Annotated in this window: 20 protein-coding genes and 2 pseudogenes; 12 read left to right on the top strand and 10 right to left on the bottom strand. The window is 72.3% G+C overall.

The features are described 5' to 3' along the window. Window positions 1–47 precede the first annotated feature (47 nt). On the bottom strand, window positions 48–398 hold the full coding sequence (locus tag ABZ919_RS13990) for a DUF1330 domain-containing protein (RefSeq protein WP_361246933.1): 351 nt from the start codon (window positions 396–398) through the stop codon (window positions 48–50). 248 nt (window positions 399–646) lie between these two features. On the opposite strand from ABZ919_RS13990, the gene htpG reads away from it, so the two are divergent. After that, a complete protein-coding gene (gene htpG, locus ABZ919_RS13985; protein ID WP_361246930.1) occupies window positions 647–2545 on the top strand; it encodes a molecular chaperone HtpG in 1899 nt (632 codons plus the stop codon). Between the two features lie 440 nt (window positions 2546–2985). Here htpG and ABZ919_RS13980 read toward each other — a convergent pair. Beyond that, window positions 2986–3915: pseudogene (locus tag ABZ919_RS13980) on the bottom strand (amino acid permease); the annotation flags it as partial. 372 nt (window positions 3916–4287) lie between these two features. Here ABZ919_RS13980 and ABZ919_RS13975 point away from each other — a divergent pair. The 5 genes from ABZ919_RS13975 (at window position 4288) to ABZ919_RS13955 (ending at window position 10457) form a co-directional block, all read left to right on the top strand. Further along, window positions 4288–4890, top strand: a complete 603-nt coding sequence (locus tag ABZ919_RS13975) for a PAS domain-containing protein (RefSeq protein WP_361247113.1) — start codon at window positions 4288–4290, stop codon at window positions 4888–4890. Window positions 4891–4969: 79 nt separating this feature from the next. After that, window positions 4970–6196, top strand: a complete 1227-nt coding sequence (locus tag ABZ919_RS13970) for a DSD1 family PLP-dependent enzyme (protein ID WP_361246927.1) — start codon at window positions 4970–4972, stop codon at window positions 6194–6196. 447 nt (window positions 6197–6643) lie between these two features. Then, window positions 6644–8308, top strand: a complete 1665-nt coding sequence (locus ABZ919_RS13965; protein ID WP_361246924.1) for an alkaline phosphatase family protein — start codon at window positions 6644–6646, stop codon at window positions 8306–8308. Window positions 8309–8523: 215 nt separating this feature from the next. After that, window positions 8524–9141 carry a lamin tail domain-containing protein gene (locus ABZ919_RS13960; protein ID WP_361246921.1) on the top strand — a complete coding sequence of 206 codons (618 nt, stop codon included), beginning with the start codon at window positions 8524–8526 and terminating at the stop codon, window positions 9139–9141. A gap of 299 nt (window positions 9142–9440) precedes the next feature. After that, entirely contained in the window at window positions 9441–10457 is a 1017-nt protein-coding gene (locus tag ABZ919_RS13955) for a cytochrome c oxidase assembly protein (protein WP_361246918.1), read from the top strand. A gap of 390 nt (window positions 10458–10847) precedes the next feature. Here the strand turns inward: ABZ919_RS13955 and ABZ919_RS13950 are convergent, their stop codons facing one another. From ABZ919_RS13950 to ABZ919_RS13940, 3 genes are all read right to left on the bottom strand, one after another. Then, the gene (locus ABZ919_RS13950; RefSeq protein WP_361246915.1) at window positions 10848–12629 is read right to left on the bottom strand and encodes a glycoside hydrolase family 15 protein; all 1782 of its coding nucleotides are present in this window, start codon (window positions 12627–12629) and stop codon (window positions 10848–10850) included. A gap of 118 nt (window positions 12630–12747) precedes the next feature. Next, a complete protein-coding gene (locus tag ABZ919_RS13945) occupies window positions 12748–13653 on the bottom strand; it encodes a DMT family transporter (protein WP_361246912.1) in 906 nt (301 codons plus the stop codon). Between the two features lie 7 nt (window positions 13654–13660). Beyond that, on the bottom strand, window positions 13661–14497 hold the full coding sequence (locus ABZ919_RS13940) for an SDR family NAD(P)-dependent oxidoreductase (RefSeq protein ID WP_361246909.1): 837 nt from the start codon (window positions 14495–14497) through the stop codon (window positions 13661–13663). A gap of 1311 nt (window positions 14498–15808) precedes the next feature. On the opposite strand from ABZ919_RS13940, the pseudogene ABZ919_RS13935 reads away from it, so the two are divergent. The 6 genes and pseudogenes from ABZ919_RS13935 to ABZ919_RS13910 all read left to right on the top strand — a co-directional run. After that, window positions 15809–16381: pseudogene (locus ABZ919_RS13935) on the top strand (thiamine pyrophosphate-dependent enzyme); the annotation flags it as partial. After that, a complete protein-coding gene (locus ABZ919_RS13930) occupies window positions 16378–17526 on the top strand; it encodes an enolase C-terminal domain-like protein (protein ID WP_361246906.1) in 1149 nt (382 codons plus the stop codon). The pseudogene ABZ919_RS13935 and the gene ABZ919_RS13930, both read left to right, overlap by 4 nt. 225 nt (window positions 17527–17751) lie before the next feature. Next, window positions 17752–18984 (top strand): FAD-dependent oxidoreductase, encoded by a 1233-nt coding sequence (locus ABZ919_RS13925; protein ID WP_361246903.1) that lies wholly within the window; start codon window positions 17752–17754, stop codon window positions 18982–18984. A gap of 235 nt (window positions 18985–19219) precedes the next feature. Beyond that, the gene (locus ABZ919_RS13920; protein WP_361246900.1) at window positions 19220–19519 is read left to right on the top strand and encodes a DUF1275 family protein; all 300 of its coding nucleotides are present in this window, start codon (window positions 19220–19222) and stop codon (window positions 19517–19519) included. Continuing rightward, window positions 19516–19968 carry a MarR family transcriptional regulator gene (locus ABZ919_RS13915; RefSeq protein ID WP_361246898.1) on the top strand — a complete coding sequence of 151 codons (453 nt, stop codon included), beginning with the start codon at window positions 19516–19518 and terminating at the stop codon, window positions 19966–19968. Before ABZ919_RS13920 ends, ABZ919_RS13915 begins: the two co-directional genes overlap by 4 nt. Before the next feature lie 12 nt (window positions 19969–19980). Further along, complete coding sequence (locus ABZ919_RS13910; RefSeq protein ID WP_361246896.1) at window positions 19981–20403, top strand: SRPBCC family protein; 423 nt, start codon at window positions 19981–19983, stop codon at window positions 20401–20403. Here ABZ919_RS13910 and ABZ919_RS13905 read toward each other — a convergent pair. From ABZ919_RS13905 to ABZ919_RS13885, 5 genes are read right to left on the bottom strand one after another with little or no spacing between them, the layout of a single operon-like run. Further along, a complete protein-coding gene (locus tag ABZ919_RS13905; RefSeq protein ID WP_361246894.1) occupies window positions 20393–21826 on the bottom strand; it encodes an aminobutyraldehyde dehydrogenase in 1434 nt (477 codons plus the stop codon). The two genes, ABZ919_RS13910 and ABZ919_RS13905, sit on opposite strands and share 11 nt — an antisense overlap. Then, a complete protein-coding gene (locus tag ABZ919_RS13900; RefSeq protein WP_361246891.1) occupies window positions 21819–23132 on the bottom strand; it encodes an NAD(P)/FAD-dependent oxidoreductase in 1314 nt (437 codons plus the stop codon). The genes ABZ919_RS13905 and ABZ919_RS13900 overlap by 8 nt, the downstream gene beginning before the upstream one ends. 25 nt (window positions 23133–23157) lie before the next feature. Further along, window positions 23158–24228, bottom strand: a complete 1071-nt coding sequence (locus ABZ919_RS13895; protein WP_361246888.1) for an ABC transporter ATP-binding protein — start codon at window positions 24226–24228, stop codon at window positions 23158–23160. Window positions 24229–24232: 4 nt separating this feature from the next. Then, window positions 24233–25114 (bottom strand): ABC transporter permease, encoded by an 882-nt coding sequence (locus tag ABZ919_RS13890; RefSeq protein WP_361246886.1) that lies wholly within the window; start codon window positions 25112–25114, stop codon window positions 24233–24235. After that, window positions 25111–26004: an ABC transporter permease gene (locus ABZ919_RS13885; protein WP_361246883.1), complete on the bottom strand. Its 894-nt coding sequence runs from the start codon at window positions 26002–26004 to the stop codon at window positions 25111–25113. Before ABZ919_RS13885 ends, ABZ919_RS13890 begins: the two co-directional genes overlap by 4 nt.

The raw sequence follows: 26004 nt of genomic DNA, 5'->3' as shown, positions 1-26004 counted from the left end.
CCCCGTAGGCCGAGCGTGCCCGACGGAGCTGATGTGGCGGACGGTTTTCAGCCGGAGGCGCGGGAAGCCTCCAGCATCGTGCGGGCCGTGACGGAGGCGTCGTAGTCCTCGCTCACGCCCGGGACCAGGATGATGTCCCCCTCGATGTGCCGCGAGCGCAAGGGCGCGATGGCTTGGTACGCGTCCGAGTCCCACCAGGCGCGTGCCTGGTCGAACGACGGGAAGCCGATCACGACGACGTGCCCGGGCCATGCGCCCTCCTTCACCTCGTGCGGATCGCCGTGCACGAGGAATCGGCCGCCGTAGGGCTCGAAGGTGGCGGTGATGCGCGCGATGTACTCGGCGATCTCCGGGTGCGGAGCGGCTTCCTGCAGGTGAGCGATCGCGTAGGCGGGCATGGTGTCTTTCCTTCCGGCTGCTCGGCTGCTGTGACGTGAACGATCCTGCCCCAGCGGCCCGGGGCCGTCGATGACCTGCCGGGTAATCGGACGCCGTATCGCTGTCCGTTCGCTTGCGTCCCGGACGGATCGCCCGGAAAGGGGCTGGATCCGGCCAGCCGGAGCTGGTCTTGAGCCAGCGCCTGACGTGGTGTTTTACAGTGGCTGGCACCAGTTCCGGCGATAACACCTGTGAGGTATGCGCGACCATGCCGACTGAAACGCTCGAGTTTCAGGTAGAGGCCCGTCAGCTGCTGCAGCTGATGATCCACTCGGTCTACTCGAACAAGGACGTCTTCTTGCGGGAGCTCGTCTCCAACGCTTCGGACGCGCTGGACAAGCTGCGTCTCGAGAAGCTGCGGGACGACTCGCTGGACGCCGACGTGTCCGATCTGCACATCGAGATCGACATCGACAAGGACGCCCGCACCCTCAGCGTGCGCGACAACGGCATCGGGATGTCGCACGACGAGGTCGGGCAGCTCATCGGCACCATCGCCAACTCGGGGACCGCCAAGTTCCTCCAGGAACTGCGCGAGGCCAAGGACGCGGCCGGGGCGGAGGGGCTCATCGGCCAGTTCGGCGTGGGGTTCTACTCGGGCTTCATGGTGGCGGACGAGGTCACCCTGGTGACCCGGCGCGCCGGCGAGAGCCAGGGCACCCGCTGGACCTCGCGCGGCGAGGACACCTACACCCTCGAGCCGGTCGACGACGCTCCGCAGGGCACCTGTGTCACCCTGCACCTCAAGCCCGCCGACCCGGAGAACCAGCTCCACGACTACACCTCCCCGTGGAAGGTCAGGGAGATCGTCAAGCGCTACTCGGACTTCATCACCTGGCCCATCCGGATGGTCCCGGAGCGGGGCGAGGATGACGAGTCGCGCGAACCCGAGACACTGAACTCGATGAAGGCCCTCTGGGCGCGCTCGCGCGACGAGGTGTCCGACGACGAGTACCACGAGCTGTACAAGCACATCGGCCACGACTGGCGCGACCCGCTGGAGACGATCCGGCTCCAGGCGGAGGGCACCTTCGAGTTCCAGGCCCTGCTGTTCCTGCCCGCGCACGCTCCCTACGACATGTTCACGCGGGACTTCAAACGCGGTGTGCAGCTGTACGTCAGGCGCGTGTTCATCATGGACGACTGCGAGGCGCTGCTGCCGCCGTACCTCCGCTTCGTCAAGGGCGTCGTCGACGCGGCCGACCTCTCCCTCAACGTGTCCCGCGAGATCCTCCAGCAGGACCGCCACATCGAGATGATGCGGCGACGACTGACGAAGAAGGTCCTCTCCACGGTCAAGGACATGATGGCCAAGGACCAGGACCGATACGCCACGTTCTGGCGGGAGTTCGGCACCGTCCTGAAGGAGGGCCTGGTCACCGACACGGAGAACCGCGACGCCCTCCTCGCGCTCGCGTCGTTCGCGAGCACCCACCATGACACCGAGCCCATCACGCTCAAGAGCTACGTGGAGCGGATGAAGGACGGGCAGGAGGACATCTACTACCTCACCGGCGAGTCCCGGCAGAGCATCGAGAACTCCCCGCACATGGAGGCCTTCCGGGAACGGGGCATCGAGGTGCTCCTGCTCACCGACCCCGTCGACGAGGTGTGGGCCGACGCCGTCGGCGAGTACGAGGGCAGGAAGCTGCGCTCCGTCGCCAAGGGGCGCATCGACCTCGACGCCCAGGACGACGCCACCCCCGACGCCGATCGGGAGCAGCGGACCGAGGACTACGCCGGTCTGCTCGGCTGGATGAAGGAGCAGCTGGACGAGGACATCAAGGAAGTCCGCCTGTCCTCCCGTCTCACCGTCTCCCCGGCCTGCGTCGTCTCCGATGCGAACGACCTGACCCCGGCGCTGGAGAACATGTACCGCGCGATGGGCCAGGAGGTGCCCCGCGCCAAGCGGATCCTGGAGCTCAACCCGGACCACCAGCTGGTGAAGGGCCTCAACCAGGCGTACAAGGAGCGCGAGGACCGCGCGGAGCTCACCGAGACCGCCGAGCTCCTGCACGGCCTGGCGGTGCTCGGCGAGGGCGGCCGGCCGAAGGACCCGGCCCGTTTCGTCAAACTGATGGCGGACCGCCTGGAGCGCGCGCTGTAATCCGGCACCGTCGGACGCCGGCGGCCCGCCCGGGAGCGGGGCGGGCCGCCGGCCGCGCATGTCCCGGCCCGCGGGACCGGCGAGGAGCACGGCGGCCGATTCCTGTGCTCGTTCACGTCACGGCCGATCCTGCCGCTCGGTGCCGTCGCAGAGAGCACAGGGCGGTGGCCGTGAGGATCAGCGGCCACAGGAGGTAGCGGCCCGTCATGACGAGGAGTGCGGTGACCGCGACGAGGGCGAGCAGCGCGCAGCGGTGGGCCAGGCCGCCCCGGGGCAGGAGCCGCAGGGCGGCGGCCGTACCCAGGCGTGTACACGGTCACGAACGACCCCGTGGTGAGCAGCAGGAGCGGCCGTGGGCCGACGCCGGCGACCGCCGTGGCGGCCAGCGCGAGGCCCGACAGCCCGGACACGACCGCCAGGCTGCGGCGCGGGACCTCGCCGACGCCGCCGCCCCGGGCCAGCGGGCCGGGCAGGGCTCCGTCCCGGCCGAGCGCGGCGCCCAGTCTGGCCGCGCCGGCGAAGTAGGCGTTCATCGTGCCGGGGGTGAGGAGCGATGCGGCGGCCGCGGCCAGCACGTGGACCGTACCGCCGACGCCCAGGGCGAGCAGTTCGGCCGGCGGCGCGTCGGAGGTGCCGGCGGCCGGTCCGAGGACGAGAACACTGATGGCGGCCACGGCGAGGTACAGGGCGCCGACGACGGCCACGGCCAGGGTGGCGGCACGGGGCAGGTCGCGCGCCGGGCGGCGGAAGTCGGCGGCGAGATGGGTGATGGCCTCCCAGCCCGCGAAGCTCCACACCAGCAGGGCTGCGGCCGAGCCGGCCGCGGACCAGCCGTGCGGGGCGAACGGATGCAGGTTGCGCAGGCGGGCCTGGGGCAACGCGGCCGCGACCGCGGTCAGCAGCACGACGAGCAGCCCGGCGAGCGCGAGTTGCAGACGGCCGGAGACCGTCAGGCCCAACCAGTTGGCCGCCGTGACGAGGAGCAGCAACACCACCGCCGTGACCACCACCGTGCGCCGGCCGCCGCCGAACGCGGCCGCGACGTACGCTCCGGCGAACATGCCGGCAGCCGGAGCACCCGTGGGTACGGCGAAGTAGAAACACCAGCCGACCACCGCGGCCGCCCGTGCGCCGAAGGCATGCCGGACGTAGGTGGAGACACCTCCGCCGTCCGGGAAGCGGGCGCCGAGCGCCGCGAACGTAGTGGCGAGCGGCACCGACAACAAGACCAGCCCGAGCCAGGCCAGCAGTGAGGCCGGTCCGGCCGCCCGGGTGGCCAGGGCGGGCAGGGCGATCACACCGGTGCCGAGGACCGCGCCGACGTACAGCGCCGTCCCCTGCCAGACGGTCAGGCGACGGAGGGCCGTCATCCCCATCGAGTCCGCCGAGCACACCGTCGGCATGCTGCTGCGCCTCGGCGCGGAGGCGGAGGTCGTGGCGCCCGCCGGGTTGCGGGCACTGATGGCACAGGCGGTCAGCGCGCTGGCGGACGCATACGGCCGCCCGCCCGCCCCACCGTGACCGTGAGGGCGGACCCAGGGGGGGACCAGATCACCGCTTGGACAAACCCGAGCGCTTCACTAGACTCCTCATCCAGAGATGGACGATTGATCTAAAGATGATGGGTCCAAAGATTCTCTCGAGGGGATCCCGTGGGTGACGCGGCAGACGGTCCGGTCAAGACCGAACACGACGGCAGGGAGGCCGTCGCCGCATGCTCCGGCGCGGCCGACGAGCACCTCATCCGTGAGGCGGAGAAGATCGCCGTGGCGCTGGGCCGCATGTTCCCGGGACTGTGCGAGGTGGTGCTGCACGACCTGCGGAACCCGGACCACGCCATCCGGGCGATCGAGAACAACCTCTCCGGCCGCCAGGTCGGTGACTCCGCCACCGAGTTGGGCCTGGCGCGCATCGAGGATCCCGACTACCCCAGCGTCATCCAGAACTACCCCAACCGGTTCCCCGACGGCCGCCCGGCGAAGAGCACGTCCATCGGCATCAAGAACCTTGCGGGGGAGTACATCGCGGCTCTCTGCCTGAACCTGGACGTGTCCGTCCTGTCACCGGTGACGCTCGCTCTGTCCAACCTCGTGGCGACGGACACCGAGTACCGAGAGCAGCCCCTGGAAACCCTGCGGGACCGCTACGCGCGCGAGCTGCGCCAGACGGTGGAGGCACATGCGGCGGAGCGCGCCGCGACGCCCCGGTCGCTGAGCCGGGACGACAAGAAGGCGCTCGTACGGCAGTTGCAGCGGGACGGCTACTTCGACTCGCGCGATGCCGCACAGACCATCGCGGACCTGCTGGGCGTGTCCCGGGCGACCGTCTACAACTACGCCAAGTGACACGGCGGTTGATGAGTCGCCGCTCGCCTCAGGAGAGGTCCGCAAGGCCCCCGTCGACCTGGACCCCGCCTTCGAAGAAATGGGACACCTCCCCGTGAACCCCTCCGTGAATTCCCCTGTGAACACCGGCGACGGCGCGCGCATCGCCTCCTCGGCCACGGCACGGACGCTGGCGGACCCGGACACCCCGTTCGCCGTCGTCGACGTCCACCCGATGCGGCGCAACATCGAACGCCTGAGGGCCAGGGCGGCCCGTCTCGCCGTCCCCCTGCGTCCGCACGTCAAGACGGCCAAGAGCCTCGACGCCGCCGCCCTCCTGCACCCCGGCACACCCTGCCCCGTCACCGTGTCCACCCTGGCGGAGGCCGAGGCGTTCGCCGACGGCGGCTACACCGACATCACGTACGCCGTCGGCATCGACCCCCACAAACTCCCTCGCGTCATCGCGCTCTCGCGCCGCGGTGTCACCCTGCGCCTCCTGCTGGACAGCGTCGAACAGGCGTCGTTCGTGGCCGAGGCGTCCCGCCGGGCGGGCATCCCGCTACCCACCCAGATCGAGACCGACTGCGACGGCCACCGCGGCGGAGTCGGCCCCGAGGACCCCGCACTGCTCGATATCGGCCGCATCCTGCACGGCGCGGGTTGCCTGGACGGGGTCCTGACCCATGCGGGAGAGTCCTACTTCGCGTACACCGCCGAGGAACAGCGCTCGGCGGCGCAGCACGAACGGGACACCGCGGTCGCCGCCGCAGAACGGCTGAGGGCGGCCGGCCTGCCCGTGAACGTCGTCAGTGTCGGCTCCACCCCCACCGCGCACGCCGCCGAGGACCTCACCGGCGTCACCGAACTGCGCGCGGGGAACTACGTGTTCTTCGATCTCATGATGGCCGGGCTCGGCGTGTGCCGGGTGGAGGACATCGCCCTGTCGGTGGTCGTGACCGTCATCGGTCACCGCCCCGAGTACGGGTGGATCATCACCGACGGCGGCTGGATGGCCATGTCGCGCGACCGCGGGACCGCCGCACAGGCACAGGACCAGGGCTACGGCCTGGCCGCCGACCTCGCCGGGAACCTCGTCCCCGGGCTGGTCATGACGGCCGCGAGCCAGGAGCACGGCACGCTCACGGCCCGCGACGGCGCCGCACTGCCCGACCTGCCGGTGGGCACCCGCCTGCGCATCCTGCCCAACCACGCCTGCGCCACCGCCGCCCAGCACGGCGGCTACCACGTCGTCGACGGCACCCGCGCGACCTACCCGCCGGCACCGGCGATCGAGACGTTCTGGGAGCGTGTCACCGGCTGGTGAACAGCGACTTCTGCACTGCAGCCGGCAACCCGGAACGTGCCGTCCCGCCGCGGAAATCGGATGCCGGCGGCGACGCCGGCCCCGCTGGGGCCGGCAGAGTGGTCCTGCGCAACGGCCTGCACCTGCCCGGGGTCTCGGTACCGGAGCGGATGCGAGTGCCCGGGTCATGGGTCCGTGAGGCGCGTGCGACGCTACGAGGCCGTCCCCCAGGAAGAAGACCGACCGTAACCACTGCAACTGCCCACCGGCGGCGGGTGACCGGGGATCCCGCCGTCGCGTGATGCCGGCTGCCGAGCCGCCGCCGGAGACCGGAGGGCTTTGCACAGACCGATGCGTTTCTTGGGCTGCACACGGTACGACCGTCCGTCGGTGTACATGTTCTGCCTCTCGGATGTCGGTGCACGACCCGCACGCTCCCACCGGCTCCACACAGTCCGAGGAGAAGCCATGTCCCGACGTCCGGCCCACCCCGCACGTTCCCTCACGGCGGCCGCGGCCGCGCTGGCCGCGGCCGGCGCGCTCACCGCCGCGGCAGCGCCCGCCGCGGCGCACGCCCCCGCCCACCCGCACCAGGCTGCCCGGCATGTCCTGCTGCTCTCCGTCGACGGTCTGCACCAGTCCGACCTCGCCTGGTACATCGCCCGTCACCCCCACTCGGCGCTCGCCCGGCTCACCACCGGCGGAGTGGAGTACACCCACGCGGCGACCACCAACCCCTCCGACTCCTTCCCGGGCATGATCGCCCAGGTCACGGGCGGCGATCCGGGCACCACAGGCGTCTACTACGACGACACCTACAGCTCCGCCCTCCTGCCGGCCGGTACGACCCGGTGCGCCGGAGCCCGGCCCGGTGCCGAGGTCGACCTCACCGAGGACCTGGACAAGAACCCGGACTCCCTCGACGCCGGCCAGGGACTGAGCGGACTGCCCGGAAGCATCCTGCAGATGACCGGGGACCCCGCCCGGCTCCTCGACCCGTCGAAGCTGCCGGTCGACCCGAAGACCTGCAGACCCGTCTACCCCCACGCGTACTTGCGCGTGAACACCGTCTTCGAGGTGGCCCGCGCCGCCGGCCTGCGCACCGCCTGGTCCGACAAGCACGCCGCCTACGACATCCTCAACGGCCCCTCGGGACAGGGCATCCAGGACCTGTTCACACCCGAGATCAACAGCAAGGCCCTCGGCTACGACGCCGGGGACTGGACGAAGGACAACGCCGCGACCCAGCAGTACGACGGCTACAAGGTGGAGGCCGTCCTCAACGAGATCGACGGCTACGACCACGGCCGTACCCGCAAGGTGGGGACGCCCGCTGTCTTCGGCATGAACTTCCAGTCCGTCTCCACCGCCCAGAAGCTGCCCAGCTCCGATGGCCTCACGGGCGGTTACCGGGCGAAGGGCGTGCCCGGGCCGCTCGTGGTGAAGAACCTCGACTTCGTCGACCGGCAGATCGACGCCTTCCTCACCGAACTGGGCAAGCGGCACCTGGCCGACAGCACCACGGTCATCCTGTCCTCCAAGCACGGACAGTCACCCGTCGACCCCGAGGCGCTGACCCGCATCGACGACGGCCCGCTGCTCGACGGCCTCAACGCCGCCTGGAAGGCCGCCCACCCGGGCGCCGGCGACCTTGTCGCCCACGCCGTGGACGACGACGCCATGCTCCTGTGGCTCACCGACCGTTCCGCGTCCGCCACCGCCTTCGCCAAGGCCTACCTGCTCGCCCGGTCCGGCACGGGCAACGACATCGACGGCAGGGGCAGGCCCTTCACCGCGAGCGGCCTGAAGGACCTCTACGCGGGCGCGGGCGCCGCCCGCTACTTCCACGCCCGGCCCGGCGACTCCCGCGTGCCCGACCTGGTCGGCGTCACCCAGTACGGTGTCGTCTACACCGGCGGCACGAGCAAGATCGCCGAACATGGCGGCGCCCACGCCGACGACCTCGACGTCCCGCTGGTCGTCGCCGGAGCCGCAACCCCGCGCGGTGTACGTGTCGACGGCCCGGTGCGCACCACGCAGATCGCACCGACGATCCTGCGTCTGCTGGGCCTTGACGCCCGGGATCTGGCCGCCGTGCGCACCGAACACACCCGGGCCCTGCCCGTGCGCTGACCCCGGCGGTCCCCTCCCGTCAACCAGGCACGTGCGGCTGATACATCAGCAAACCGCCGCATCAAGGACGTAAACCGTCACTACAGGCGAGAGTCATGGATTTCTGCTGAATACGTAAAGCCATGCGCGCTTCCCGGGCAGAACGGGGCGCAGGTTGCAGGGTGTGGCTGTGCGGCCGACCGGCCGCCGACGCGCATCCTCGCGAAGGAGACCTCGTGTCCGCTTCTTCTTCCGTCCGCCGCATGACCGCGGTCGCTGCCGTGGCCGCCGCCCTGATGGGTGCCGCGGCGCTCCCGGCTGCGGCCGCCGGTCACCAGCCCGGCCGTACGGACCGCGGAGTGGTGGTCATCAGCGGCGTGCGGCACGCCTGGCAGGGCCGGGGGGACCGTGCCGGCCGCTCGCTGAACAAGCAGTGGGTGGACGTCACGAACAACACCCGCCGGGCCGTGGACCTGGACAGGTGGACGCTGTCGGACCGGGACGGCCACACCTACACCTTCCACCACGTCCGGCTCGCCGGCCGGGCCACCGTCCGCGTGCACACGGGCGCCGGACGGGACACCCGGACCGACCTCTATCAGGACCGCCGCATGCGCGTGTGGGACGTCAACGCCGACACGGCGACCCTGCGCGACGCCGGAGGCCACATCGTCGACGCCGTCTCCTGGGGCCGTGGTCACCGTGCCGAGGACAGCGGACGCCGTGAGGGGGCCCGCCGGTACCACACCGATCACCGCCACCAGGAGAGCATCGGCCGGCACCGCGCCGGCTCCCGCCACCACGAGGACACCGGCCACCACCACGGCGACCACCTGCACGGCCTCCACCGCTGACCCTCGGCCGGCGGCCCGCGGCACGCCCCCGGACACCCTGCCGCCGGCCGGCCGCAGGGGCGGCCGCCGCCGCTCCCGAGCGGGTTCCCCTGCCACACGTGGACGGCTGCAGCCCCGGACGGCGTCTCGCCGGCGGGGGCTGTCCCCTGCCCGGCACCGTGCCTCGCCCCGTGCCGGGCACGGGCCCGGCGCCGTCGTGCAGTACCCCGATGCCCGTCGTCGAGGCGCGGGGGACTAGCGTCGTCCCGTCGTGGATCCGAGCCGGTTCTTCCGCGTCGAGTCGAAGGAGGACGAACCACATGGTTGGTCACGCGATGACCGAACTGTCGGCCGGCCAGCTACCGGAGCTGACCACAGGGCGTCTGCTGTCCACATGGCAGCTGGACGTCCCCGCGCTGCTGCTCGTCGTCGCGCTGGGCACGCTCTACGGCTGGGGCGTCGCGCGGCTGCGCGAGCGGGGCGAGGCCTGGCCGCCCGTCCGTGCCGTCGCGTTCGCGCTGCTCGGCCTGGGCGCGCTGGTGGTGGCCACGATGTCCGCCCTGGCCGTCTACGACCACGTGCTCTTCTGGCCGGCCGCCGTGCAGAACATCCTCCTCGACCTCGTCGCCCCCCTCGGCCTGGCCCTCGGTGATCCGCTGCGGCTCGCCGTGGAGGCCCTGCCGGAGGGCGCCGCCGGGCGAGTGCGCCGGGCCATCACGGGCCGCCTGGTGCGCGTGCTGACGTTCCCCCTGGTCAGCACGGCCCTCGTGCTCGGCACCGAGCTGGTGGTGTACTTCACGCCGTACTTCCAGACCGCCCTGCGCGTGGGCTGGCTGCACGAGCTGATGTACCTGCACCTGCTCGTGGCCGGGTGTCTGTTCGTCGTACCGGTGCTGACCCACGAGGAGGCGCTGCCCGCCTGGTGCACCCACCCGGTACGGGCGGGGCTCGTGTTCCTGGACGGCATCGTCGACGCGGTCCCGGGCGTGGTGGTGATGACCCACGGCACGCTGATCGCAGGCGCCTGGTACCTGCATCACGCGCCGAGCTGGTCCCCGGACGTCGAGCACGACCAGCAGATCGGCGGCGGGGCGATGCTGAGCATCGCCGAACTGGTCGCGCTGCCCTTCCTGCTGGCGCTCCTGTTCCAGTGGGCGCGTGCGGAGCGGGCCCGGTCCGCGGCGCTCGACCGCCGGCTCGACGCGGAACTCGCCCCCGCCGCGGCGCCTTCTGGGGATCACGCCGAGGCGCCGTCCGCCGAACGGGTACGTCCCTGGTGGGAGACCGAGCAGAACGAGGTGGCCGCCAGGATCCGCAGCCAGCACCAGGAGAGGTGACCGGCAGCGAAGAGGTGGGACAGGGCCTTGGACGACCGTCCGTGATCCCTTCGGCTCACGCCGAGGAGTGGGAGCTCCACGGTCACGGCACGGAGGCAGGGGCACACCGGAGCAAACCTGGTGGACCGGCCGAACTGGTGATCAGCCTGCCTGAACCCGGGCAGCGGGAGGCCGTGCAGCGGCTGCACCGGTCACCGGCCGTCCCACGGCGTCCGGGCGCTGACCGCTCCGCGCGCGTCACGAGCCGGACGCGCCCACGGGGACCGGCTTCCGCCCTGGGCACCGCGAGCGCCCCGCCCGCCACCGGCGTCCGCCCGCGCTCGGAGCGGGCGTCGTGGGCGCGGCCGGCACGGCGCTCGCCGTGGGCCTGCGGCCCCCGCCCCGGCTGTCTCAGCGCGCCTGCGGCGACGCGTCGCTCAGGCGGACCGCGCACTCCAGCAGGAGAGCGTGGACGAACGCCTGGGGAAGATTGCCGCGCAGCTGGCGCTGACGCACGTCGTACTCCTCCGCGAACAACCCGGACGGCCCGCACGCCGCCCGGGTCCGTTCGAACCAGCGGAGCGCGCCGGTGCGGTCGCCGAGGTGATCGGTGGCCAGCGCCATGGTGAATCCGCAGAACAGGAAGGCCCCCTCGGCCTCGCCCAGGGGGATTCCCGGGTGGACGAAGCGATAGAGGTAGCCGTCCTCGGCCAGCTCTTCCTCGATGTAGCGGCGGGTGACCGGGCTGCTCGGATCGTCGGCGGAAGGACAGCCCCGGGCCAGCGGCATCAGCAGGGCGGCCTCCGGCCCGTCGTCGTCGGCGGCCCGGCGCCAGCGGCCGTCGGTACGCAGACAGCGGCGCCGCGCCTCGGTGAAGACGGCGTCGGCAAGGCCGGCGCACCGCTCCGCCGTGCGCCCCCGCACCACCTCGGCGATCCGCCGCAGCCCGCAGACCACACTCAGCCGGGACTGGGTCCACCACCGGTCTTCCAGTTCCCACAGCCCCGCGTCGGGCCGACGCCAGTTCCGCTCCACCGCGCCGACCGTCACCGCGACCGCCTGCTCGGCCTCCGGTGTGAGCCGGTCGTGGCGAGCGGCGGCGGCGAACAGCTGGAGCGCCTCCCCGAACGCGTCGAGCTGGAACTGGGCGGCCGCCCGGTTCCCGATGCGGTCATTTCCCCCCGGATACCCGGGAAACGGAAGCCGGCGTTCCTTCGGCACCGGGCCGCCGTCGACGGCATACGCGGGATGCAGGCCGTCACCGTCGGCGAGCACCCGTTCGGCCGTGAAGCCCACGGCGGCGTCGAGCAGATCGTGCGGACCGTGTGCGGCGACGGCGAGGCCCGCGTAGCTCTGGTCACGAACCCAGGCGTACCGGTAGTCGTAGTTGCGGCCCGTGTTGGCGCGTTCCGGCAACGAGGTGGTGGCCGCCGCGACCATGCCGCCGGAGGAACTCGTCAGCCCGCGCAGCACGGCGTAGGCGTGGCGGGCGTCGCGCGGTGCGGCCAGACCGGAGCAGTCGGGCACGGCCCGCCGCCAGGCGTCCTCGGTGCGCGCCCACAGCTCATCCGGGTCCAGCCGGGCCGTGCTCTCTCCCGTCGACAGCTCCAGGGCGAGGTCGTGCCGCTCCCCCTTGCTGAGCCGGAACTCACCGCGCAGCCCGGACCCGGGGTGCCACGCCGCCTCCTGCGCCCCGACGAGCCGCAGCCGCAGCCCGTCCGCGTCCGCGGTCCACACGTCTGCCGCGAGACGGGGATCGCGCACCCGGCCCGCGCCGAAGCCGGGCCGCGGGTCGAGGCTGAGCCGCAGGCGTGCCTGCCCCCGCTCGACGCGCATACGGCGCAGCAGCACGAGGCGGTCCACCGAGGCCGGCATCGCCAGGGCGTCACGGCACTCGACCACGGCGTCGGCGGTCACCCAGCGGCTGACCCGGATCAGCGTGCCGTCCTCGTAGTAGCCGCCCCACACGTGCCAGCGGTCCTCCGGCTCGACGCCGAAATACCCACTGCCCCCGATGAGGGAGGCGAACACCGCGTCGCTGTGCCAGCGGGGAGCGCACAGCCAGACGATCCGCCCCTCCGGATCCACCACGGCGCCGCGTTCGCCGTCGGCGAGGACCGCGTACTCCCGCAGCACCCACGGCGGGCAGACGTCGTCCGGCACGTGCTCCCGCTTGTCACCTTCGTCACCCATGGCACTGTGGTTTTCCCGGCCGCCCCGTGAAGAAACGACCCGTACGCCGGGGGAGGGCACGACCCGGCGGCCCCAGGGGTGGGGGACCCCGCACAGGGCGGCCGCCCGTCCGCCGCACCTATCGGGTCTCACGGCGCGTCGCCTCACGTTCCGCGGGGGCCGCGTCCCAGGCCCCGCTGACCGACGGAGCGCTCGCGAGCCCGAGGCTCCCCGCCCCGATGAGCAGGATCCCGAGGACCTCGGGGACGACCCGGACACCGAGACCGACGTGCTCCTCGAACAAGGCCCAGCCCAGCGCCACGCTGGTGATGGCGTCGCCCAGCGTGAGGGCGGGCTGCGACGCCGTCAGGGAGCCGGCCCGGAACGCGCCCTGCAACAGGACGAAGCTCACGAGTCCGGCGACGGCCGTCGCGTACAGCGACCAGTGCCCGAACACGGCCCCGGGCCCCTGCCCGAACCTGCCCACGACCTCCTTGACCAGTGCGGCCGTCAGCGCGAACGACATCGCCGACGCCAGACCGAGCAGTGCGGCCCGCGGTCCGCCCCGCGTCGGGCGGGAAGCCAGCACCAGCGCCACCACCGCGGCCAGCACCGCGCCGCCCGCGAGGAGCCACTCGCCGGCGGAGGCACTGGTCCGGCCCGGCGACGGCGCGGCCGCGGCCAGGAAGAGGGCCAGCCCGGTGCCGAGCGAGGCGAACGCCACCCAGGTGCGACGGTCGGGACGCCGATGGAAGACGACGCTGCCGACCACCAGGGTGAACAGCAGCTCGCTCGTGAGCAGCGGCTGGACGACGGACAGGCTGCCCACGGCGAGCGCCCAGGCCTGCAGCACCGTCGACAGGGCGAGCAGCCCGGCCCCCGCCAGCCAGTGCGGCCGCTGCAGCACGTTCGCCAGCCAGCGCACGGCATGCCGGGCCCCGCTCCGGGTGTCCGACTCGTCCGCCGCTGCCCGCCGCTGCAGGACCGAGGCCGAGGCGTTGGACAGCGCCGCGAACAGGGCGAGAACGATCGTGAGCGCGCTCACTGGCCCCTCAACCGAATCCGGCGGCGAGCCGCCTGAACAGGCCCGGTGCCGCGCCGCGCACCCGGGCGGGCAGACGCAGCCAGGAGGGCACGAACACCTCCTCCTTCCCGGCCCGGACCGCCTTCCACACCGCGTCCGCCACCCGCTCGGACGACACCGGCCTGGGCCGGGTCCGCAGGTAGGGCACCCCGCGCCGCTCGAAGAAGCGGGTGTCCACCACACCCGGGATCACATGGCTGACCCCCACGCCGGTGCCGCGCAGTTCATGGCGCAGGGTGTCGGCGAACACGGCCAGACCCGCCTTCGCCGCGGAATAGACCACCTCGCCCCGCACGCCTACGCTGCCCGCCACGGAGCCGATCAGCACGATGCGCCCGGAGCCGGCCGCGACCATGGACGGCACGAGCCGCCGTACCACGTGTCGGGTCGCCAGCAGGTCGACCGCGACGACGTCGTCGATGGCGGAGCGCAGCATGGACGTGAACTGCCCGGCCCAGCCGACCCCGGCGCAGGCCACCAGCAGATCGAGCGGGCCGGTCTGCTCCAGGACGAAGCCGGACAGCGCGCGGTCGGCCCCGGCCCGGCTGAGGTCGGCGGCGAACGCCGTGGCGGACGTCTGATCGGCCACCCGCTCCAGCCGTCCCCTGTGGTGCCAGCCGCCCTCGATGGACAGCCGACGCGCGACGGCCGCGCCGAACCCGGACAAGGCGCCCGTGACGAGCGCCGTGCCCCGGAACGCGGGGGGTCCGCGGTCGATGCGCTGCGCCGCATCCGCCGGCGACGGGAGCTGCGGCGCCCACCGCGCCCGGGTCGCCGACCCGGCACGGGAGCGGTCATGGGACATGGACGGACCTCGCTGAGGTGTGATCACGGGACGCGGAGCCGCGGAACGGTCGTGCCTGGATCCCGGCGGGCCGGGCGCCCCACGGGGTATCCCGCACACCGTGCCGTGAAACGACCGGCCGGGCAGGGGAACCGCACCGGGTCCGCGGGATGTCCGGGACCTCGGCGACCCGCTTCAACGGGACCACCGCGCAGGTGTGGTGGCGCAGGACCAGGCCGCGAGACACCGCGAGGACGGTTCCCCAGGCGATACGGGCGACGTTCATGGGCACCATGGTGGATCTCCTGATCCGCGACCGCCCGACGGCGGACGGTGGGTTCGCCGCCGCGCGGAGGCGGAGGCGGACGACGGACGCCTGCGGGAGGGACGGGACATCCGGAGGGTGCGTCGGCAGGACGACCCTCCAACGGTCGGCAGGACGACCTTGCAGCGATCGGCATGACGACCGTGCAACGGTCGGACCTGCTGGGTAACCATCCGCCGGGCCGGTCAATCAGCCGGGGCGGATTCCGGCCGGTCGAATCGCCGGCCGCCGCGTCGGCGCAGCGCCGCCGCCCCCGCTCAGCCCGCCATGCACCGACACGGGCCCCGTCACCGGGACGTGCGGAACTCCGCGTCCGCACGGGGGTGAGCATTGCATAGCGCAATGGAATGGGGATACCCACCCGCTGTGACAGGAAGCAGGTCCGAGTAGAGGCTCGCATGCTGCAGATCGCCGAAGCCGTGGGTCTCGCGCAGATGCATGTCTCGCGACTGCTGGCCCGATGCCTGGGGCAACTGCGGCACGCGCTCGCGGACCTGGAGCCCGTCGACGGCGCGAGAGGCCGCAAGGACGGGACAGCGCCTCGGAGCGGGGCGACCCGACGCGTACGGCGCCCCCGGCTCGACCGGCGCGAGCCCGCGCCGGCACCCCTCCGAGGCCGCCGGTGGAGGTCGGCCCGCGGTCCCTGACATCCGCGGGCACCCGGCGGAGGCCGTCCGGCGTCTCCCGTCGAACGCCTTCCGGCCTTCGGAGTCGTGCGGCTCCCTGCCTTTCGCGTCGTGCGGCTCCCGGTTTCCCGCGCAGCGACGGCCGTCACCGCGCCCTGCCCCGGCGGTCGTCCCGGGCCGACCCGGCGCCCCGGGCAGGCGGGTGTTCGGCCGGACGGACGGAGGAGACCGGGACCCGTTTGGGCGGGAGGCCCACGGGTCACCCAGTTGCGACGGCAGAGGTGCGCATCCGAGGGAGAGCACGTCATGACACTGGTGGCCGACTGCGTACTGGAACGTTCGCGGGAGTGGGGGATCGCGCGGGTCTGCGGCTGTCCCGGACTCTCCGGGACGCCGGCGACGAGGGGGCCGGGGGCTCCGTACGCGATCGCGGCACGGTTCGCCCACCCGGACCGGCCGGAGATCGCGTTCGTCGGTGGCGGGGCGTTCCAGAGGAACGGCATGGCCGGGATGATCACGGTCAAGCGGTACCTGGACCGTCTGTCCGGTCCGGCGCCGTTCATCTTCTGCGTGTCCAACGACCGGGACCTCAACCAGGTCACCTGGGAGCAGCGCGCCATGGCCGGCGACCCGACGTTCCCGGGTTCGCAGTACGTCCCCGACGTGCCCTACGCCAAGTACGCCGAGATGCTGGGCCTGAAGGGCATCTGCTGCGACAAGCCGAAGAGGGTCGGCAAGGCGTGGGACGAGGCGCTCGCCTCCGGCGTGCCGGTGGTCCTGGAGTGCAAGGGGGACCGCGAGATCGCGCCGATCCCGCCGCACCTCACGCTCGCGCAGGGCAAGAAGGCCGACAAAGCGGCCGTGCGCGATCCGGAGCGGGCGGGCATCGCCGCCAAGGGGATGCGACAGAAGGTCACCGAGGTGGCCGAGCGCCTTCCGGGACAGCACTCGTGAGCGGTGGGGCGGCCGGCGGGAACCTGGCCGACAGCCGGATCGACGCGGTCGACGTGCACGCGTTCGAGGTGCCCACCGACGGACCGGACGGCAAGGAGCAGGACGGCACCCTGGAGTGGGACTCCACCACCATGGTCCTGGTCCGGGTGCACGCAGGCGGCCGCACCGGGCTCGGTTACACCTACGGGGACGTGTCGGTCGCCTCCTTCGTCGAGTCCAAGCTGGCCCCCCTGCTGCCAGGGGCGGACGCGAGCTCGCCCCCGGCCCTCTGGCACCTGATGGGACGCCAGATCCGCAACGCCGGCCGCCCCGGCGTCGGCGCCATGGCGGTCTCGGCGGTGGACGTGGCCCTGTGGGACCTCAAGGCGCGGCTGCTGGAGCTGCCCCTGATCCATGTCCTCCCCGCCTGGCACGACCGGGTCCCGGTGTACGGCAGCGGCGGGTTCACCAACTACCCGCTCGACCGCCTCACCGAGCAGCTCTCCGGTTGGGTGGACCAGGGAATTCCGCGCGTCAAGCTCAAGACCTCCCGGGACCCCGAGGGCGATCCGCAACGCCTGACGGCCGTGCGCAAGGCCATCGGCGACGGGCCGGAGATCTTCACCGACGCCAACGGGGCCCTCGGCCGCAAACAGGCGCTGTACTGGGCGCGCCGGTTCCACGACGAATGGGATGTGCGGTGGTTCGAGGAGCCGGTCAGCTCCGCCGACCTGGAGGGCCTGCGCATGCTGAGCGAGCGGGGCCCGGAGCGCCTGGAGATCGCGGCGGGGGAGTACGCGTACACCACCCAGGACTTCGTCAACCTCGTCCAGGGCCCGGCCGTGGACTGTCTCCAGGCCGACGTCACCCGGTGCGGAGGCATCACCGGCGTCCTGGAAACGGCCGGTCTGGCGGCGGCCCACCATCTGGACCTGTCCGCGCACTGCGCGCCGGCGGTCTCGGCCCACGCGTTCTGCGCCGTGCGACGGCTGCGGCACCTGGAGTACTTCCACGACCATGTGCGGCTCGAGCGCCTGCTGTTCGACGGCACGCTGTCGCCCGACGGCGGTGCCCTGCGCCCCGACACCGGCCGCCCCGGCCTCGGCCTGGAGGTCAAGTGGGCCGACGCCGAGCGCTACCGCCTGTACGGGACCCGGACCACCTGACCAGGCTCGCGAAGGAGACTTGAGTCCGATGGCGAAGCCACGCCGCCGGACGACCCGCGAGATCCCGGCCAGGACCCACCCGCAGACCCCCGGAGCACCGCGAGCCCGCCAGACGCCGGAGACGCCGACCCACCGGGACAGGAGCGGGTCCGGTCGCGCGGTCGGCGGAGGAGTAAAATATTCATCGGACGATGAATTACTGCGCCGGAGAAGGGCGGTACCGCCATGGAACGGACCACGTGCTGCATCCTGGGAGGCGGCCCCGCCGGCATGGTGCTCGCGCTGCTGCTCGCCCGGACCGGCGTCGAGGTGACGGTCCTGGAGAAGCACGGCGACTTCCTGCGCGACTTCCGCGGCGACACCGTCCACCCCTCCACCCTGGCGCTGTTGGACGAGCTGGGTCTGGCCGAGCGGTTCGCCCGGCTGCCGCAGCGCCGCGTACGCACCGTGCAGCTGCCGATCGGAGCCGGCCGGTCGACGGTCACGGTCGCGGACCTCACGGTGCTGCGCGGGCCCTACAACTACGTGGCCATGGTGCCCCAGTGGGACCTGTTGGACCTCCTTGCGGACGAGGCCCGGCGCGAGCCGTCCTTCCGTCTCCGCATGAACACCGAAGCGACCGACTTCCTGATCGAATCCGGCCGGGTGACCGGAGTGCGCTACCGCACCTCCGAGGGCCGCACCGGCGTGTTGCGCGCCGTCCTCACCGTCGCCTGCGACGGCCGTGGGTCACTGGCCCGGGCCCGGCCCGAACTGGGGCTGCACAGCTTCACCTGCCCCATGGACGCCTGGTGGTTCCGGCTGCCGCGCAAGGAAGGCGATCCGCAAGGACTCGTGGGGGCCGCCGGTGACCGCTTCCTGACCGCGATGATCGACCGGGGCGACTACTGGCAGTGCGCCGGGCTCATCCCCAAGGGCACGAACGATCGGCGCCGCGCTGCCGGTCTCGGCCCTTTCCTGGCCGAGTTCGCGGCCGCCGCTCCGTGGATGGCCGACCGGGTGCACGCCGTGCGCTCGTGGGACGAGATCAAACTGCTCGACGTACGCCTGGACCGGTTGCGCCGCTGGCACCGGCCCGGCCTGCTGTGCATCGGCGACGCCGCGCACGCGATGTCGCCCGTCTTCGGTATCGGCATCAACCTCGCCGTGCAGGACGCCGTGGCCGCCGCCCGCTGTCTCGCCGAGCCGCTGCGCCAGGGGACCGTGGGCCCGCGCGACGTGCGCCGTGTGCAGCGCCGGCGGCGTCCCGCCGCCATCGCCACACAGGCCCTCCAGCGGGTGGCCCACGCCCGCTTCATCGCTCCCGTCCTCCAGGGCCGGGCACCCCTGGGCGGCGCGGACAGGGCCCGGCGCGTCGCACGCCTGGTCGCCGAGTCGCGGTGGATGCGCCGGGTGCCCGCGTACTTCGTCGCATACGGCGCACTGCGGGAACGCCCGCCCGCCGCGGCCGTCCGGTAGCCCGGAGGGCCGCGCTCCGTCCGGCCTTCGGGTGCGGATCGAGGCCGGTCGCCGCAGGATGCGAACCCAGGTGCTTCGGCCACGGGCGAACCCGCGGGGAGAGGTCATGCGCACACAAGCCCTTCCGAGGGAAACCCCCGATCCGGGGCCGGTCCGTCACCGGCACCCCCGTCACGCGTGCCGTGGGGTGTGATCCGGCGCGCCGGCAGGTCCCATCAGGGTCGTCCTGTTCCCGATGACCATGGCCGCCGGTGCCGTAGACGCCGTGTCCTTCCTCGGCCTGGGGCACGCCTTCGCCGCGCTGCAGACGGGGAACGTCCTGCTGCTCGCGTTCGGGGTGGCGAAGGGGGGAGCGCCGACCGCCCGTCCCGCCGAGGCCCTTGCGGCCGTCGCGACCGGAATCGCCACCGCCCACGCCGTCATCGTCAGGCTGGAGCGGCGCGGACGGCGCCGCTCCGTACGCCTGGGCTCCCCGGTCCCGGCCATCATCATTGTCTTGACAAGTGTTGTCGTGACAATAATAGTGGACGCATGAGCAGGACGAGCGGACTCCACGATCACCTCGGCTACTGGCTGCGCCGGCTGTCCGACGAGGTCCACAGCCGATTCGAGGCCGAACTCGGCCGGCACGGCGTCACCGTCTCCCAGTGGGGGGTGATGGTCAGCGTGTTCCACGGCCACGACACCACCAAGGCCGTGGCCGCGCACATGGACATCGATCCAGGAGCGGTCTCCCGCCTGGTCGACCGCCTGACGGCCAAGGGCCTCGTCCGCCGCGAACCCGACCCCGCCTCCCGGCGCACGGTCCGGCTCGTCCTGACCGACCAGGGGCAGGCCCTGGTGCCGGAACTGGCCGAACTGGCCGACCGGAACGACGCCCACTACTTCGGCTCGCTCGACGCCGGTCAGCGCCGGCAGCTGGAGGAATGGATCCGGCGCCTGGTGGGCGAGAACCACCCCGCGACACCGCCCGACGAACCCTGAAAGAAGCGCACCATGAGCATCAGCACCTCCATCACCAAGACCATAGGCATCGACCGTCCGCGGGAGGAGGTCTTCGCCTTCCTCGCCGCCCCCGCGAACTGGCCCCGGTGGGCCGTGGTCAACGTCCGGTCCATCGAGCCCACCGACGACCCCGACTGGTGGCGCATGTCCACCCCGCTGGGTCCGGCCAGGCTGCGCGTGCGTGCCAACGCCGAGTTCGGCATCCTCGATCACGACTTCGTCGACGACACCGCCTCCTGGCGCGTGCCGGCCCGCGTGGTCCCCAACGGGGACGGCGCCGAGTTCATGATCACCTTCCATCGGCCGCCGTCGCTCACCGAGTCCGCCTTCAAGGAGCAGACCGACCTGGTCGACACCGAACTGGCCGCCCTCAAGGAGATCCTCGAGACCGGCCGGGCCGCCGTCACAGCATGACGTGCTTGACCTGCGTGTACTCCAGTAGACCGGTGAGCGAGAGGTCGCTGCCGTGACCCGAGTGGCGTACGCCACCGTGCGGCATCTCCGACACCGTCGTGCCGTGCGTGTTGACCCAGACGATGCCGGTGTGCAGCGCCCGGCTCGCGCGCATGGCGCGGTCGTGGCCGCGGGTCCAGACGCTGGCCGCGAGCCCCTGCGGGACCCCGTTCGCCATGCGGAAGGCCTCGGACTCGTCGGTGAACGGCTGGACGGTGACGACCGGCCCGAACACCTCGCTCTGCACGATCTCGTCCTCCTGGCGGACCCCGGCGATCACCGTCGCTGAGTGGAAATAGCCGGGGCGGCTCACCGGTGTGCCGCCCGTGACCACCTCGGCATGGCGTGGCAGACGGGACAGCAGATCGCCGACGGAGGCCAGTTGAGCCTGGTTGGCCAGGGGGCCGAAGTCGGCGTACTCGTCGTCGGGGGCTCCGGGCCGCCGGCCTGCGGCCCGTTCGGCGAAGGCGGTCAGGAAGGTGTCGTGGATCCGGTCGTCGACGAGGATCCTGGCGGGCGCCGTGCAGTCCTGCCCCGCGTTGTAGAAGGCCAGCGACGACAACTGCTCGACCGCGTCCCCGAGATCGGCGTCCCTGTGGACCAGCACCGGCGCGTTGCCGCCGAGTTCGAGATGGAGGCGTTTGAGGTCGGCCGCCGCCGCGGTGGCGATCTCCCGCCCGGCACGCACGCTGCCCGTGACGGCCACCAGCCGGACGTGCGGATGGGAGACCAGCGAGCGCCCGGTGTCACGATCGCCGCACACCACGTTGAGCACGCCGGCCGGCAGGTGCTCGGCGGCCAGCCGGGCGAGGAGCACGGCCGAGGACGGCGTGGTGTCGGACGGCTTGAGCACGACCGTGTTCCCGGCGGCGAGAGCCGGGGCGACCTTCCACACCGCCATCATCAGCGGATAGTTCCACGGCGTGATCTGGGCGCACACGCCGACCGGCTCGCGGCGCAGCACGGAGGTGCGGCCCGGCGTGTACTCGGCCGCCGCGGCGCCCGGCAGATTCCGGGCGGCTCCGGCGAAGTACCGCAACACGTCCACGATCGCGGGAAGTTCGTCCCCGAGGAACGCGGCGCGCGGCTTGCCCGTGTCGGTCACCTCCGCGCTCGCCACCGCGTCGGCCTGCCGCTCCAGGGAGTCCGCGATGCGCAGCAGTGCCGTCTGCCGCTGCGCGGGCGTCGTGGCCGACCAGCCGTCGAAGGCCTGGCGAGCCGCCCGGCAGGCCGAGTCCACGTCCTCGCCGCCGGAGAGCGGAGCCAGCCCGTGCAGGAGTCCGGTCGCGGGGTCGACCAGCCGCAGGGCGGCTCCGGAAGCGGCCGGGACGTCCTGGCCGCCTATGTGGTTCAGCAGCGTTGTCAGACGGTCGGTGTCAGCCACGGCGCAGTGCCTCCTCGGCGGCGGCACGTCCGGTGCGGACCGCGCCTTCCATGTACCCGGCGACCCACTGGTCGGAGCCGCAGACGTAGAACGGCGGTTCATGGGTGCCGTGCAGCGGGCCGACCGCCATCACCTCGCCCGGGGGCCACTGGGTGACGTAGCCCTGGGTCCACGGGTCGGTGCCCCACAGCCGCAGATGGCAGGCGGACGGCCGCAGTGCCTCGTCGCCGAACATGGCGGCCACCTCGGCGAGCAGCTCGGCGGTGCGCAGCTGAGGCGGCATGCCCAGCAGGACGCCGTAGCGCTCGGGCGGCACCAGCGCCGACAGGACACCCTCGTTCTGCGGCCAGGTGCTGCCCAGGACACCTTCGGCCTCGGACAGGCCGCTGAGGTCGTCGGAGCGCCAGAAGGGGCGGTCGTACACGACGGCGAACTTCGCGGCCGTCGCCTGCCGTTGGCGGTGCAGCGAGGCCAGGCGGGCGTCGCTCACCCCGGTGACGGCGACCGACCGCAGCGGTCCCACCGGCAGGGCGCTCACCACGGCGGCCGCGGTGAGGACCTCACCGGTCACCAGGCGTACGGTGCAGCAGCCCGGGCGTACGTCCAGCGCGGTCACGGGCGAGCCGAGGCGTATGCGCGGACTCAGCTCACGGCCCATGACCTCGGCGAGCGTGGCCGACCCCGCCGCCGGCCGCAGGCCCTCCCAGGCGGCGTAGTCGTAGTCGCCCGCACCGGGCACCGCAGCGCCCTTGCGGAGCGCGGCCAGCAGCGAGATGCGTTCGTACGATCCGCCCGCCAGCGCCAGTTGACCGATGTCCCACAGCCGTACCACGGCGGGGGTGGCATGGCGGGAGCGCAGCCAGTCGGCCACGGACAGCCGGTCCAGGGCGGCCGCCTCCGGATGCGACCAGGGGTCGTCGGGATCGACGGTGGCCCCGAGTTCGCCGAACTCCCGGCCGAGCTGCTCGTGCTGGGCCATGTCCTGCGGCCCGAACCAGTGCGGTGGGTCGCCGGCCGAGAGCCCCTCGGGTGTGCAACGGGTCATCCGGCCGGGCTCGGCGACATAGCTGGGAACCAGCTCCAGGCCCAGTTCCTCGGCGAGCCGGAGGTAGGCGGTGTGGGCATGGCCGACCACTTCGCCGCCCAGCTGGACGGTACGGCCGTCGGGGGTACGGGTCTGCTCGACCCGGCCGCCGACGCGGTCCCGGGCCTCCAGGACGAGCACGTCGGTGCCGGCGGCGGCCAGGTCCCGGGCGGCGGCGAGTCCGGCGAGTCCGGCCCCGAGCACGATCACGTCGTGATGCATGGGATTCGCTCTCTGTGCGGTGGGCTCAGGCCAGGACCAGGCAGTGCTCGGGCCGCCAGCCGAACTCCACGGTCTCGCCGCCGCTCCAGCGGTCCTCCATGCGTGCACGAGCGGTGTTCTGCTCCAGCACGGACAGCGTGACGCCCGGAGCGAGTTCGATGAGATAGGTCGTGGTCGGGCCGCTGTAGACCGTCTCGCGGATCACACCGGACAGCACCGACATGCCCGGTTCGAAGTCGGACAGCCAGATCTTCTCGGGGCGTACCGAGACGCTGACCGAGGTGCCCTCCGCGATGCCGGTGCGCGTGCCCACCGGCACTGCGGGGCCGCCGTCCAGGGCGACCTCGCCGCCCCGGTAGGTGCCGGCCATGAGGTTGGACGTGCCCATGAACGAGGCGACGAACCGGCTGGCGGGGTGCTCGTAGACGTCCTCGGGAGTGCCGCACTGCTCGATGCGGCCCTCGCTCATCACCGCGATCCGGTCCGACATGGTCAGGGCCTCGTCCTGGTCGTGGGTGACGAAGACGAAGGTGATGCCCACCTCGCGCTGGATCTGCTTCAGCTCCACCTGCATCTGCCGGCGCAGTTTCAGGTCGAGGGCGGCCAGCGGTTCGTCCAGGAGCAGCACGGCCGGACGGTTGACCAGCGCGCGGGCGAGCGCGACGCGCTGGCGCTGACCACCGGAGAGGGTGGCGGGTTTGCGGTCGGCGAGGCCGGCGAGCTGGACCAGGTCCAGCATCTCGCCGACGCGCTGGCGGATCTCCGCCTTGGCCACGCCCTTGCGCTTGAGACCGAAGGCGACGTTGTCGGTGACGCTCAAGTGGTCGAACAGGGCGTAGCTCTGGAAGACGGTGTTGACGTTGCGCCGGTCGGGGGGCAGCGCGGTCACGTCCTCACCGGCGAGCAGCACTGCGCCCTCGGTGGGGTCGCTGAACCCACCGATCATGCGCAACGTGGTGGTCTTGCCGCAGCCGGAGGGGCCCAGCAGGGAGAAGAAGTGGCCGGCCTCGATGTCGAGGTCGAGGTGGTGGACGGCGTAGGAGTCCGCGAACTGCTTGGAGACGCCGTCGAGCCGGACGGCCGGGGTCGCGTCCATGGGGTCACTCTCCGGAGAGGATGTCGAGGCCGCCGCGGCGGCCGAAGAGGCGCGGGATGAACAGGGCGAGCGCGATCAGGAGGACGGATCCCGCGAGCATCAGCGTGCCGACGGCGTTGATGGTGGGCTGCACTCCGAAGCGGATCGCGGAGTAGATCCGCACCGACAGCGGCTGCGGGTCGACACCGGTGGTGAAGTAGGCGAGGACGAAGTCGTCGAAGACCAGCGCGAAGATCAGCACCGCGGAGGCCAGGACGGCGGGCAGCAGGGCCGGCAGGGTCACCAGGCGGACCGCCTGCCACCGGGTGGCGCCCAGGTCCATCGCGGCCTCCTCCACCTCCGGGTTCAGCGCGGCGACCCGGGAGCGGAGGATGACGGTGACGTAGGAGATGGAGAAAGTGATCTCGGCGAGCATCACCGTGCCGGTGGACAGGTCCACCCCCAGCCCCTTGAACAGCAGCATCGACGCGACACCGGTGACGATCTCCGGCGTGACCAGCGGCACCAGCATGATCAGGCCGGCCAGTGAGCCGAGCCGGGTGCGGCAGCGGACCAGCCCGAGGGCGAGCGCCACACCGAGGACGACCGAACCGGCCATCGCCACCAGGGAGATGCGCAGACTGGTCCCCAGGGAGGAGACCAGCACGTCGTCGTGGACGAAGGCGCGGTACCAGCGCAGGCTGAACCCGCCGAAGACGGTCAGCGACTTCTTGGAGTTGAACGAGAACAGCGCCACGACCGCGATGGGCAGGTACAGCAGGGCGAAGAAGAGCGCGGTGACCGCGACGAGGACGCGGGGCTTGCGGTCGGCGCGTCCGCGGCGTGTGCGGCTCCTGACGGCGGAGCGGGCCGGGGCGGCGGCGGAGGGGAGCTTGAGCAGGGTCATCGGCGGGCCTCCGCCTCGTCCTTGCGGGTGCGCCGGAGATAACCGAACATCCCGATCAGCAGAACGAGCATCAGCAGCATGGTCAGCGCCGAGCCCAGCGGCCAGTTCTGGCCCTGGAAGAACTTGTCCTGGATGAGGTTGCCGATCATGATCTGGTCCGGTCCTCCCATGAGCTGTGCGCTGACGAAGTCGCCCATGGCGGGCAGGAAGACCAGGACCAGCCCGGCCGCCGCGCCCTGCCGGGTGGCGGGCAGGGTGACGAAGAAGAAGGTGCGGACCGGGCCGCCGTACAGGTCGCGGCCGGCCTCGATGAGGGAGACGTCCAGACGCTCCAGGGCCGCGTACAACGGGATGATCATGAAGACGACGAAGCCGTAGACGAGTCCCGCGACCACGCCGACACCGGTATTGAGGATCTTCGTGCTGGAGTCGGCGAGTCCCGCCGCGCGCAGGGCGCGCAGCACCGGCCCGTCGTCGGAGAGGACCACCGACCAGCCGTACATGCGCACCAGGTAGTTGGCGAAGAACGGGACCACGATCGCCGCGATGAGCGCGTGTTTGTACCGTCCGCCGTGCAGGGCGATGGTGTACGCCACCGGGTAGGCGATCACCAGACAGATCACGCAGGTCAGCACGGCGTAGCCGAGCGAGCGGGCCAGGACCTCGGTGTAGGCGGGGTCGGCGAGGGCGCGGACGCCGGACAGGTCGAAGCCGAAGCGGGGGTTGCCGAGGTCGTCGGTGGTGCCGACCGCGAGGACCGCCACCAGGAACAGTGAGGCGATCAGGAACCCGGTCATCCACAGGGTGCCGGGCAGCATGAACCAGGTCCAGATGCGGGTGCCGTCGGCGCCGCGCCGGCGGGTGCGCGAGGAGGGGCGGAGCAGTGCCAT

The sequence above is a fragment of the Streptomyces sp. NPDC046759 genome (assembly GCF_040645475.1).
Classification (GTDB): Bacteria; Actinomycetota; Actinomycetes; order Streptomycetales; family Streptomycetaceae; genus Streptomyces.
The sequence above is the reverse complement of the archived record's forward strand: the minus strand, read 5'-3'. Positions and strand labels throughout refer to the sequence as shown.